Below are 12,308 nucleotides of genomic sequence, written 5' to 3' on the forward strand. Positions count from 1 at the left end.
CCACACCGACAGGAGACCCATGGACGCCTGGTCGCAGCTGATCGACACCTTCTTCAACGGGCAGGCGATGGCCCAGGTCATCCCCGACCTGCTCACCGTCGGGCTGCCCAACACGCTGATCCTGTCGATCGCCTCGGGCGTCATCGGCACCGTGCTCGGCATGATCCTCGCGGTGATGGGCATCTCCCGCAACGTCGTCCTGCGCTGGCTCGCCCGGATCTACACGGACATCTTCCGGGGCCTGCCCGCCGTCATCATCATCCTGCTCATCGGGATCGGCCTCGGGCCCACCGTCCGGCAGCTGACCGGCAGCACCAACCCCTACCCGCTCGGCATCCTCGCCCTGTCCCTGCTGGCCGCCGCCTACATCGGGGAGATCTTCCGCTCGGGCATCCAGAGCGTGGACAAGGGGCAGATGGAGGCCTCCCGGGCCCTCGGCTTCTCCTACGGCGCGACGATGCGCCTGGTGATCATCCCGCAGGGCGTGCGCCGCGTCCTTCCCGCGCTGGTCAACCAGTTCATCTCCCTGATCAAGGACTCGTCGCTGGTCTTCTTCCTCGGCCTGCTCGCCAGCCAGCGCGAGATCTTCCGGATCGGCAACGACGCCACGTCGACCACCGGCAACCTGTCGCCACTGGTGGCCGCGGGCCTGCTCTACCTGGTGCTCACCGTTCCGCTGACCCACCTCGTCAACCTGATCGACCGCCGCCTGCGTGAAGGACGGCGGGAGACCACCGCGAGCGACACCGCCGACACCGACGACACCGCCGGCACCAGCCCCGCCGGTGTGACCCCAGGAGGACAGCCGTGACCACCCCCGCTCCCGCATCCGACCGCGACGGCGCCACCCGCGCCGGCCACCTGCACGCGACCGGAATCCACCTCTCCTTCGGGTCCAACCACGTGCTGCGCGGCGTCGACCTGGACGCCCCCGCGGGCACCACGACCGCCGTCATCGGCCCCTCCGGCTCGGGCAAGTCGACGCTGCTGCGCGTGCTCAACCGGCTGATCGAGCCCGACGCCGGCGACCTCACCCTGGACGGCGAGTCCGTGCTCGGCACCGACCCGGACGCCTACCGGCAGCGGATCGGCATGGTGTTCCAGCAGTTCAACCTGTTCCCGCACATGACCGTGGGGGACAACGTCGCCCTCGCCCTGCGCAGGCTGCGCGGCATGGACAGGGACCGCGCCCGGCTGGTCGCCCGGGAGCAGCTCGACCGCGTCGGCCTGGCGCACCGGGTGGGCGCACGCCCCTCGGCCCTGTCCGGCGGCCAGCAGCAGCGCGTCGCGATCGCCCGGGCCCTGGCGATGGAACCCGAGCTGATGCTCTTCGACGAGGCGACCTCCGCGCTGGACCCCGAGCTGGTCAAGGGCGTGCTCGCCCTGATGAGCGACCTGGCATCCTCGGGCATGACCATGGTCGTCGTCACCCACGAGATGGGATTCGCCCGGTCCGTCGCCGACGCCGTGACGTTCATGGACGCCGGGGCCGTGGTCGAGACGGGCACGCCGCAGCAGCTCTTCGACCAGCCGCGGACCGACCGGCTGCGTCAGTTCCTCTCCGACGTGCTCTGACCCTTCGCTCCTCCCCTCTTCCCGCGGATCCGGTGCGGGTGCTCCGGCCCGCCTCAGCCGACCGGCCACGGGTGGGGGCCGGGCAGGTCCGCCTCCGCCCAGCCCTCGCGCCGCAGGTGCGAGGCACGACGCTCGGCGCGGTGCTGCAGCCACGCGATCTGCAGATCGTGCAGCCAGGGCGCCGGCATCTGCAGCTCGGGCCAGCGCCGCGCCAACGCGTCGGCGAGGACCAGCGTCGCCGCCGCGTCCGCCGCGGACGTGTGGGCCTGGATCAGCGGCACCTCGAACTCCTCGCACAGGGCGACGAGCGTGCGCTTCCTCCCGCCCTCGCGCCGGCGCTCGAGCTCCCGGTGGATCTGGAACGGGTCGATGACGGGCCGCGGCCGGGGCGGATCCGGCAGCGACCAGCGGCGGCACTCGCGGTCCAGGACGGTGAAGTCGTAGGCCGCGTTGAAGGCCAGGACGGGGATCCCCGCGTCGAACAGCTCGCGCAGCGAGGCACTCACCTCGGCAGCCACCACCGGTGCCGGCCGCCCCTCCGCGCGCGCCCGCGCCGTCGTGATCCCGTGGATCGAGCTGGCCGCCTCGGGGATCTCGATCCCGGGGTCGGCCAACCACTCGTGCCGGCCGATGAACCGGCCTTCCGCGTCCGCGACGACGATGGACGCCGAGACGATCCGCGCCGTCGCAGGATCGCGGCCGGTGGTCTCGAGGTCGAAGGCCGCGCGGGGGAGCCGATGCCAGCTGCGCATGATCCTCACGGTACCGGCGGCCTCCGACCGAACCCGCCGACGGCGCTGGGACGGCGGCGCAGGGCCGGCGCGGCGGGTGCCGTCCGTCACGGCTCAGTTCCGTCGGTGGTCGGTGATGAGATGGAACCATGACCGAGGCCACGACCGGCGGCGCCGACCGCGCCCGCCCCGACAGCGCGACGCCTGACCGCGGTGGCCCGGACGGCCTGCCGGATGGCACGCGCCGTCCGGCGACCACCGGCGGCTGGTTGCTCTGGGCCGCGATCGGGGTGACCGTGTTGCTGTGGGCCTCGGCCTTCGTCGCCATCCGTGCCGCCGCGCACGACTTCGGCCCCGGTGCCCTGACCCTCGGGCGGGTGGCCGTGGGCTCGGTCGCCCTCGCCGCCATCCACGTCGCGGTGCTGGGCCGACGGCGTCGCCGCGACGCGGTGGTCTCCGGCGGAGCTGGCGCTGGTTCCGGCGCGGGCTCCGTCGGCGGATCCGGCCGGCGGCGACTGCCGGGCCGGGTGCTGGCCGCCGTCGTCGTCTGGGGTGTCGCCTGGTTCGGGGTCTACAACATCGCGCTCAACGCGGCCGAGCAGGACGTCGACGCCGGGACCGCCTCCCTGCTGGTCAACCTCGCGCCGATGATCGTCGCCGTGCTGGCGGGTCTCTTCCTCGGGGAGGGATTCCCGCGCCGCCTCATCGCCGGCATGCTCGTGGCCCTGAGCGGGGTGGGCGTCATCGCGGTCTCGACCTCGACCGGGCGGTTCGATCTCGTCGGCGTTGTGCTCGGCGTGGTCGCCGCCGTCGTGTACGGGAGTTCGGCGACCGTGCAGAAGAGTCTGCTGCGCCGGATCGACTCCTCCACCATGACGGTGCTCGGTTGCCTCGCCGGCACCGTCGCGTGTCTGCCCTTCGCTCCCGAACTGATCCGTGCCCTGGCGGTCGCGCCGGCGTCCTCCGTGGTCGCCGTGCTCTATCTCGGCGTGTTCCCGACGGCGATCGCATTCACCACATGGGGATACGCCCTCTCCCGTGCCAGCGCCGGGCGGACGGCCGCCTCGACGTACGCGGTGCCGCCCGTCGTGGTGCTGCTGTCCTGGGTCGTGCTGCAGGAGACGCCGCCGGCGGCGGCCCTGCTCGGCGGAGCGCTCGCCCTCGCCGGGGTGGCCGTGGCGACGTGGAAGCGACGGGGCCGGTCCGGGCGTCGCTGGCGCCTACGCTGGTGGGGTGCGTGACGGGTACGAAGCGGCGGTGCTCCGGGTGGCCGCGGCCATTCCCGCGGGCCGGGTGCTCAGCTATGGCGATATCGCGGACCTGCTCGAGGGCATGGGTCCGCGCACGGTCGGGCGTGTGATGAGCCGCCACGGGGCCGACGTGTCCTGGTGGCGGGTGCTCCGGTCGGACGGGACCGTGTTCGGCCCGCTCGCCGACCGTGCCGCCGTCGAGTACGAACGCGAGGGCACGCCCCTGGTGCCGCCCCGCGACGGTGCCCGGGTGACGTCCCCCCGGGTGCACATGCGGCGGGCCCGCTGGCAGCCCTCACCGGCCGAACTCGCACGGCTGGACGAGGCCTTGGCCGCCGACGGCTGGTGGGACGCGGACACGTCCGAGCAGTCCCGGCCGGTTCTGTCGGTGGCCGATGATGGGATCGAGGCATGAGCAGCAGCGTGGTGGAGACGACGGGGCTGGAGACGACGGGGCTGGAGACGACGGGGCTCGCCGGGACGACGGGTCACCCGTCGTCGGTCCCGGCGCTCGACGCCGCGCAGCGCGCCGTCGCCGAGGCCCCCGCCGGTCACGGGGCCCTGCTCGTGCTCGGAGCACCGGGCACCGGCAAGAGCACCGTCCTGATCGAACGGGCCGTGCACGCCGTCGACGCGGGCGCCGACGCCGCGGGCCTGCTGCTGCTGGCCCCGTCGCGCCGCTCCGCGACCCGGCTGCGCGATCTGCTCTCCGCGCGGCTGGACCGCACCGTGGCCTCGTCGCCGGCACGCTCCTGGCAGGCCTACGCGTTCGATCTGCTGCGCCGGGCCCGGGTGGAGAAGTTCCTGGCGCTGCCCGCACCCCCGCGGCTGCTCTCGGGCGCCGAGCAGGACCAGATCATCGCCGACCTGCTCTCCGGCCACCGGGCCGGTCACGGTGCACCGCTCGTGTGGCCCCCGGACCTGGACGACGCGCTGCGCACCCGTGGGTTCCGTCAGGAGATCCGCCAGCTGTTCGACCGGCTCACCGAGTACGGGCTGACCGCCGAGGATCTCGCGCACCTCGGACAGACCCGCAGCCGGCCGGACTGGGTGGCCGCCGCGCGTCTCTACCGGGAGTACCGGGACGTCCTCGACCTGCGCATGCCGGAGGCGTTCGACCCCGCGGGCATCATCACCGAGGCGCGGCGGGTGCTTCAGGACAACCCGGCGTTCCTCGCCGCCGAGCGGGCCCGGCTCTCGCTCATCCTGGTCGACGACCTCCAGGAGGCCACCCCGGCCATCCACGAGCTGCTGTACGTGATCGGCGCCGACACCGACATCGTCCTGACCGCCTCGGCGGAGTCCGTCGTCCAGGGCTTCCGCGGCGCTCGCCCCGATCTGCTGCCGGGGCTGGGGGACCACCTTCCGGGCCTGCGCACCCATACCCTGACCACCTCGTGGCGGCTGGGGCACGAGACCTCCGCCGCATGGCGCCGGGTCGCCGACCGGGTGCCCGTGACTGGCAGCGCGATCCAGGGCCGGGTCCTGGACGTCCCGTCGCCGGCCGACGACACTACCCCCGCCGGCAGGATTCCCGCCGACCGGTTCCCCGACGACCGGGTCCCCGCCGGCACCACGCGCGACGTCGACGCCGTCGAGGCGCACGTCGTCGCCTCCGGCCTGCACGAGGCCCGGTTCGTCGCCCAGCGGCTGCTGGAGGCGCACCTGCGCGATCAGCGGCCGTGGTCCTCCATGGCGGTCATCGTCCGGACCGGGGCCATGCTCACGTCACTGGCCCGCGCCGTCGCGCAGCAGGGTGTCCCCGTCCGGCTGCCGTCCGCCGAGCGACCCGTCCGCGACGAGGTGGCGGTCGCCGCTCTGCTCGACCTCTTTGCCGTCAGCCTCCGCCGACGGCCCCTCTCCGCGGACCTGGCCGTCACGCTGCTGACATCCCGGTTCGGCGGCGCTTCCGCTCTGAGCCTGCGTCGGTTGCGCCAGCAGCTGCGCGCCCTCGAGCTGGAGGCCGGGGGTGGGCGCGCCAGCGACGAACTGCTCGTCGAGGCGCTCGAGACGCCCGGCGCCCTCACCGGTCTCACCCGCGACGCGCAGGCCGCCCGGCTCGTCGCCGGGATGCTCGCGGCCGGCACCGCCGCCGCCGAGGAGCCCGGCGCGACGCCGGAGACCGTGCTGTGGGCGCTCTGGGAGGCGTCCGGCGCCGAGCGTCGCTGGGTGCGCGAGGCGCTGGCCGGAGGACCCACCGGAGAACGCGCCGACCGGGACCTGGACGCCATGATGGCGCTGTTCCAGACCGCCGAACGATATGTCGACCAGCTGCCCGGTGCGTCCCCCGCCCAGTTCCTCGACTACGTCGCGGGCCAGGAGGTGCCCATGGACACCCTCGCCGACCGGGCTCCCGTGGGCGACGCCGTCGAACTGCTCACCCCTGCCTCGGCGGCGGGTCGCGAGTGGGACGTCGTCATCGTCGCCGGGCTGCAGGACGGGGTCTGGCCGAACCCGCGGTTGCGCGGCGAGCTGCTCGGCTCCACCGAACTCGTCGACATCCTCGACGCGGGCGCCGACATCGCCACGCAGCGGGACGTCCAGGCCCGGCTCCGGCAGGTCCGGCACGACGAGCTGCGCAGCTTCTCCGTCGCCGTCTCCCGCGCCCGGCAGCTACTGATCTGCGTGGGGGTCGACGCCGAGGACGAGCAGCCCTCCGCCTTCCTCGACCTGATCGACCCGTGGCCGGACCCGACCCAGCCCCGTCCCCACACGACGGTCCGCCGCCCGGTCACGCTGCGGGCCCTGGTCGCCGAACTGCGGCAGTTTGCCCAGTCCGACGACACGGCCGAGCGGGCCGCCGCCGTCGCGCAACTCGCCCGGCTCGCCGCGGTCGGCCGTGACGCCGACGGGAGCAACGCCGGCTTCGGAGACGACGCCGTGCGCGCCGACGCTGCCCCGGAGAGGGCCGCGGAGCCGGGCCCGGACGCCGTGCCCGGAGCACACCCCGACGACTGGTGGGGCCTGCTGCCGCTGAGCACGGATGCGCCGATCGTCGCGGCGGGGGAGACGGTGACCGTCTCGCCGTCGCGGATCACCGCCGTCCAGGACTCGCCGCTGAACTGGTTCGTGCAGACCGCCGGTGGCCAGGAGACCACGGACTTCGCCCGCAGCCTGGGCACGCTGGTACACCGGATCGCCGAGCGGCTGCCCGCCGGCACCCGCGCCGATCTCGGTGCCGAGCTGACCCGTCTCTGGTCGCAGCTCTCGCTGCCGGACACGTGGGAGACCGCCAAGCAGTTCGAGCGCGCGCAGACCATGGTCGACCGCTTTGCCGAGTACGTGACCCTCAGCCGGTCCGACGGGAAGACCCTGCTGCACGTCGAGCGGGACTTCACCGTCGAGCTGCAGCCGGTCGACGGGGCCGCCGGTCAGGGGCCCGTCCACACCGTCCTGCGTGGCCAGGTGGACCGGCTCGAGGTCGACGCCGAGGGCCGTCTCGTGATCGCGGACCTGAAGACCGGCCGACACAAGCCGCGCAGGGACGAGCTCGCCACGCACCCGCAGCTGGGTGCCTACCAGGTGGCCGTGGCGGCCGGGGCGTTCCCCGACGGCGCTCGACCCGGTGGGGCCGCCCTGGTCAATCTCGGGACGGAGGAGAAGAACATGGTGCAGGATCAGGCCCCGCTCGCGGACGGGGACCCGTGGGCGATCGACCTCGTGCGATCCGCCGCGAGCACCATGACCGGCGCGAGCTTCGAGTCGCGCCACGAGCCGACCGGGCGCGCCCGCTGCACCCTGCCCGGCGTCTGCCCGCTCTGCGCCGCGGGACGGCAGGTGACCGAGTGAGCACCGACACCGACATGACCGGCACCGACGCCCGCAGCACCCTGATCACGCCCGCCCGGCTCGCCGAGGCGCTGGGCAGCCCGCCGCCGACGCCGGAGCAGGCCGAGATCATCGCCGCGCCGCTCGAACCGCTGCTCGTCGTCGCCGGCGCCGGGTCGGGCAAGACGGCCACGATGTCCCAGCGCATCACCTGGCTGGTCGCCAACGGGCTCGTGTCCCCGGACCAGATCCTCGGGGTCACCTTCACCCGCAAGGCGGCGGGCGAGCTCGCCACCCGCGTGGGTTCCTCCCTGCGCCGCCTGCGGGCGGTGGGACTGCTGCCCGCCAGCGCCGAGGCCGACGGCGCAGCCGTCCTCGACCCGCAGATCAGCACCTACCACTCCTACGCGGCATCCATCGTGCAGGATCACGGGCTACGGCTCGGTGTCGAGCGCGACGCCGTCGTCATCGGTCAGGCCCAGGCCTGGCAGCTGGCCAGTCAGGTGGTGGAGGCGTACGAGGGTGAGCACGAGCACTTCGTCAGCGCCAAGAGCACCCTGGTCGCCGGGGTGCTGCAGATGGCCTCGGAGTGCGCCGAGCACCTGCGCGAGCCCGCAGCCGTCGAGGAATGGCTGCAGGAGACGGTCGCCAGGCTCGCGGCGCTGCCCTACGTGTCCGGGAAGACGACCGCCGTCACCAAGGAGGCGACGAAGGCGCTGGACCGGCTGCGCACCCTCGGCACCGTCGCCGGCCTCGTGACCCGGTACGACGAGGCGAAGCGGATGCGCGGGGTGCTCGACTACGGCGACCTCGTGCACATCGCCGCGCGGATCGCCCAGCGCGTTCCCGCGGTCGCGGCCGCCGAACGGGCGCGGTACCCCGTCGTCGTGCTCGACGAGTTCCAGGACACCTCCCACGCCCAGGCCGTGCTGTTCCGCCGGCTGTTCGGCGACGGTCACCCGGTCACCGCCGTCGGCGACCCCAAGCAGTCCATCTACGGTTTCCGCGGCGCGTCCGCCGGACAGCTGCAGCAGTTCGGCGAGCAGTTCCCGCGCGTCGACGCGGACGGTGAGCGGACCGTGGCCCGCACCCTCTACCTGACGACGGCCTGGCGCAACGACGAGCACATCCTCGCGGCGGCCAATCACGTGTCCGCGCCGCTCGCCGGTGGTGACGGTGCTGCCGGTGGTCCTTCAGGACTGGTCGGTGCCACCGCCGCCGTGCCGCCGCTGCAGCCCCGTCCGGGCGCCGGACCCGGCCGGGTGGTCATCGAGCGGCACGGGACCACGGACGAGGAGTCCGCGTCGATCGTGCGGCACGTCAGCGCGCTGCGCCCCGATCTGCTGCCGGCCGCCCGGACCGCCGGAGGCGGCTCCGGCATGACGGACGAGGAGGCGCCCTCGGTGGCAGTCCTGTGCCGCACGCGCGCCCAGATCGAACCGATCCGCCGGGCGCTGACCGATCACGGCATCCCCGTGGAGGTGGTCGGCCTGGGCGGGCTGCTCGACACCCCGGAGATCGTCGACGTCGTCAGCACCCTGCAGGTGCTCGCCGATCCCGGCCGCTCGGACGCCCTGATGCGGCTGATGGCCGGGGCCCGGTGGCGTGTCGGTCCCCGGGACCTGATGGCGCTGCGCGACTGGTCGTGGGTGCTCGCCTCCCGCCGCGAGCGGGCCCTCCGCCAGCGCGAGGAGCTCGATGCGAGCACCGCGGGCACCGCGGAGGAGGCCGGGCCGGTCGAGTCCGACACCGTGGACGCGGCCAGCCTCGTCGAGGCGATCGACTGGCTGCCCGACGCGGGCTGGGAGTCGGCGCACGGCCGATCCCTCTCGGCAGCCGGGCGGGACCGGCTCGCCCGCCTCGCGACTGAACTGCGGGACCTGCGCGGATACCTCGGCGACGAGCTGACGACCCTGATCGGGCAGGTCGAGCGGGTCATGCTGCTGGACATCGAGGTCGCCTCGCGTCCCGGCATCAGCATCCACCAGGCGCGCGCCAACCTCGACGCCTTCGCCGACGCCGCGGCGTCGTTCCTCGCGGGCAGCCCCCGCATCGACGTCGTCGCGTTCCTCGGCTGGCTCGAGGCGGCGCGCGACGAGGAGAACGGCCTGGAGACGGCGCAGCCCGACGTGCGCAGCGACGCCGTCCAGCTGCTCACCGCGCACGCGGCGAAGGGCCTGGAGTGGGACGCGGTCCTCGTGCCCGGACTGAGCCGCGGCGTCTTCCCGTCAGACAAACGATCCCGGTGGAGCTCGGACACCCTCGTGCTGCCGTGGCCGCTGCGCGGGGATCATGCCCACCTGCCCCAGTGGGATCTCGACCAGCCCGACCTGAAGAGCCTCATGGACGCCGAGAAGAAGGAGTTCACGGCGGCCGCCGGGTCCCACGCCGAGATGGAGGAACGGCGGCTCGCGTACGTGGCGATCACCCGCGCCCGGCGCGACCTCATCCTCACCTCCGCGGTCTGGCGGGGCGGCAACGTCAAGCCCGCCGCGGTGTCCCCCTTCCTGGAGGAGCTGGAGGAGCTGACGGTGGGGGAGGAGCCCGCCGTCGAACGCGGGGACTGGGTGGAGGACGCCGGCGTCGAGAATCCCAATGCCGGCCGGCCGCTGACGGCCCAGTGGCCCTACGACCCGCTCGACTCCCCGATCGACGCGCAGGGCCGGCGGCTGCGCCCGGGCACCAGCCGCCGACCGGCCCTGGCCCGCGCCGCCGACGAGGTGATCGCGGCGATCGGCACCGTCGGCATGCCGACGCAGGACGGTGGGCAGGAGCAGCGCAGCGCGCAGCACCAGCCGCCGCAGGATGACGGGCAGGCGCAGAACGGCACTCCCGGGCGGGACGGCATGTCCGGGCGGGGGTCCGGGTTCGAGGACGCGCCGGCGCTCGCGGAGCGCTGGGAGCAGGAGACCACCGTGCTGCTGGACCGGTTCCTCTCCCCGCCGAGTGCCGCGCAGGCCCAGCCGCCCACCCACATCTCCGCCTCGACGCTGGTGGACCTGGACGACGATGCAGCGGCCGTCCTGGCGCGCCTGCGTCGGCCGGTGCCGCGCCGGCCGTCCCCGGCCGCACGCAAGGGCACGGCCTTCCACGCGTGGGTCGAGGAGTGGTACGTCGAACCCGGCATGCTGGACCTCGGGGACGTCCCCGGTCAGGCGGACGCGCACGTCGACGCCGGGCACGAACTGCCGGACATGATCGCCGCGTTCCAGGCCTCCCGCTTCGCGTCGATGATCCCGGTCGCCGTCGAGGCGCCCGTGGAGACGCGGGTCGGCTCCGTCGTCGTGCGTGGCCGGATCGACGCGGTGTTCCGCGACGTGACCGGGCACTGGGACCTGATCGACTGGAAGACCGGCCAGGTTCCCACCGGGCGCGACCTGGCCAACAAGGCGGTGCAGCTGGCCCTGTACCGGCTCGCCTGGTCGCGGTTGCACGACGTGCCGCTGACCGACGTGGACGCCGCGTTCTTCTACGTGGCGCACGGTCGGGAGGTGCGGCTGCCGGCGCTGGCCGACGAGGCGACCCTGGAACAGATCGTGGCGGAGGCGTTCCCGCCGGCCGGCTGAGTCGGTCCGACCGCGGTCAGCGGCGGAAGTCCTCCGGGTGCCGCACCGCGGTGGCGCCGGTCGACCGGCCGGTCGTCGACGGGCGGTGCGCGTCATCGACCGCGTCGGCATCGCGTGCGTCGTCGGCGCGATCAGCGTCGTCGGCCACGATCGACGGCGGGACCGCGGGCATCGCGGGCCGTTCAGCGGGGTCCGGTTCGGGCCCCGGGTGGGCGATGATCGGGTGCCGCGTGGTCACCGCGTCGGGCTCGGAGATCCGCGTCGCACCCGTCGGTCGCGCGGGGCGCTCGGCGGCGTCCTGTGAGCCGGAGCGCCGGTCGATCGTCACCCCCTCGTCGGGGACGTCCGCGCCGTCGCGAGCGGAAGCGACCTCGTCGTCGGAGACGTCGTCCGAGGCGTCATCGGATGAGGTGACGCCGGCATCAGGCGACCCGGGCCCCGCACCGGCGTCGACACTCGCGGGCGCCGGCGGCGGGGTGCTCAGCTCCCATCCGCCGGTGCGCTCGACGTCGTGGTCGAGCTCGTCGAGCATCTGCCGGGCCTCGTCGATCATGTCGGCGTCGTCGAGCGTCACGCCGCGCACCAGCCACTTCGCCAGGGCGAACTCGGCCGAGAGCGCAGCCCGGTGCATCAGGTGCGGGTCCTCCGGCTCGGGCAGTGCCATCGAGTACGCCTCGAGCACGACGTCGACGAACGACTGGTCGTTGCACGCCACGAGCCACGCGAAGTCGTCCGCGGGGTCGCCGATGTGCAGATCGGTCCAGCCGGACACGGCGGTCACCCGGTCGCCGTCGACCAGGACGTGGTCCTCGTGCAGGTCGCCGTGCACGACGGTCGGTGCGAACCGCCACAGGCTGACGTCCTCGAGCGCATTCTCCCAGCGGCGCAGCAGCCGGGTGGGGATGCGAGCGGTGCCGGCCGCCTGGTCCAGCTCGTTCAGGCGGCGCTGCCGGAACTCGTTCGCCGTGTAGGAGGGCAGGCCGGCGTCCTCCACCAGGTCGGGGGAGAGGCCGTGGATCGCCGCGAGGGACCGGCCCACCGCGGGCGCGAGCACCCGGGACCGCACGTCGTCGATGCGCAGTCGCTCGCCGGGCAGGTGGGAGTAGACGAAGGTGGTCAGCGGACCCTGCCGGACGGTGCCGGCGACCGTGGGCAGCTCGAACGGCAGATCGGCGCGCACGGCCGGCGTGAAGGAGCGCAGCACGGTGAGCTCGTTCTCCAGCCGCAGGCTCGCCTCGGGGTGCCGGGGTGAGCGCACCCGCCAGGTGCGGCCGGCGCCGTCCTGGATCAGCGCGGCGTCGAAGTCGGCAGCGTCGTCCGGCTCCGCCGCCACCGCACGCGCGGACAGCAGGGGCACGGCAGCGCTGGCGATGGCCGCCAGGTGCTCAGGGGTACGTCTCACCCCTCCACCGTATGCC

General features: G+C 74.0%; 8 protein-coding genes. 6 read left to right on the plus strand and 2 right to left on the minus strand.

From position 1 onward, the window contains the following. Nucleotides 1-19 precede the first annotated feature (19 nt). Together BGP79_RS06030 and BGP79_RS06035 are read left to right on the plus strand one after the other, a co-directional pair. A complete protein-coding gene (locus tag BGP79_RS06030) occupies nt 20-811 on the plus strand; it encodes an amino acid ABC transporter permease (protein WP_076693707.1) in 792 nt (263 codons plus the stop codon). Beyond that, nucleotides 808-1,575: an amino acid ABC transporter ATP-binding protein gene (locus BGP79_RS06035; RefSeq protein ID WP_083701611.1), complete on the plus strand. Its 768-nt coding sequence runs from the start codon at nt 808-810 to the stop codon at nt 1,573-1,575. The genes BGP79_RS06030 and BGP79_RS06035 overlap by 4 nt, the downstream gene beginning before the upstream one ends. 53 nt (nt 1,576-1,628) lie before the next feature. On the opposite strand, the gene BGP79_RS06040 is transcribed toward BGP79_RS06035, so the two are convergent. Then, nucleotides 1,629-2,327, minus strand: a complete 699-nt coding sequence (locus BGP79_RS06040; RefSeq protein ID WP_076693708.1) for an exonuclease domain-containing protein — start codon at nt 2,325-2,327, stop codon at nt 1,629-1,631. Nucleotides 2,328-2,455: 128 nt separating this feature from the next. Here BGP79_RS06040 and BGP79_RS06045 point away from each other — a divergent pair, with 128 nt between their 5' ends. Genes BGP79_RS06045 through BGP79_RS06060 form a run of 4 tightly spaced genes read left to right on the plus strand, consistent with a single transcriptional unit; the run spans nt 2,456 to nt 10,890 of the window. After that, complete coding sequence (locus BGP79_RS06045; RefSeq protein ID WP_083701612.1) at nt 2,456-3,547, plus strand: DMT family transporter; 1,092 nt, start codon at nt 2,456-2,458, stop codon at nt 3,545-3,547. Continuing rightward, nucleotides 3,540-3,971, plus strand: a complete 432-nt coding sequence (locus BGP79_RS06050; RefSeq protein ID WP_076693709.1) for an MGMT family protein — start codon at nt 3,540-3,542, stop codon at nt 3,969-3,971. Before BGP79_RS06045 ends, BGP79_RS06050 begins: the two co-directional genes overlap by 8 nt. Next, nucleotides 3,968-7,345 carry an ATP-dependent DNA helicase gene (locus BGP79_RS06055; protein WP_083701613.1) on the plus strand — a complete coding sequence of 1,126 codons (3,378 nt, stop codon included), beginning with the start codon at nt 3,968-3,970 and terminating at the stop codon, nt 7,343-7,345. Before BGP79_RS06050 ends, BGP79_RS06055 begins: the two co-directional genes overlap by 4 nt. Continuing rightward, on the plus strand, nt 7,342-10,890 hold the full coding sequence (locus BGP79_RS06060) for an ATP-dependent DNA helicase (RefSeq protein WP_233121185.1): 3,549 nt from the start codon (nt 7,342-7,344) through the stop codon (nt 10,888-10,890). The genes BGP79_RS06055 and BGP79_RS06060 overlap by 4 nt, the downstream gene beginning before the upstream one ends. A gap of 16 nt (nt 10,891-10,906) precedes the next feature. Here BGP79_RS06060 and BGP79_RS16585 read toward each other — a convergent pair whose 3' ends face one another. Continuing rightward, nucleotides 10,907-12,292, minus strand: a complete 1,386-nt coding sequence (locus BGP79_RS16585) for a macrolide 2'-phosphotransferase (protein ID WP_083701652.1) — start codon at nt 12,290-12,292, stop codon at nt 10,907-10,909. Nucleotides 12,293-12,308: the final 16 nt, after the last annotated feature.

Source organism: Tersicoccus sp. Bi-70 (assembly GCF_001968825.1).
Lineage (GTDB): Bacteria > Actinomycetota > Actinomycetes > Actinomycetales > Micrococcaceae > Tersicoccus.

Bases quoted from the DNA above. Each gene is read 5' to 3' on its own strand.
- BGP79_RS06045 (WP_083701612.1), top strand. From the start codon at position 2,456: ATGACCGAGGCCACGACCGGCGGCGCCGACCGCGCCCGCCCCGACAGC.
- BGP79_RS06055 (WP_083701613.1), top strand. From the start codon at position 3,968: ATGAGCAGCAGCGTGGTGGAGACGACGGGGCTGGAGACGACGGGGCTG.
- BGP79_RS06040 (WP_076693708.1), bottom strand. From the start codon at position 2,327: ATGCGCAGCTGGCATCGGCTCCCCCGCGCGGCCTTCGACCTCGAGACC.
- BGP79_RS06030 (WP_076693707.1), top strand. From the start codon at position 20: ATGGACGCCTGGTCGCAGCTGATCGACACCTTCTTCAACGGGCAGGCG.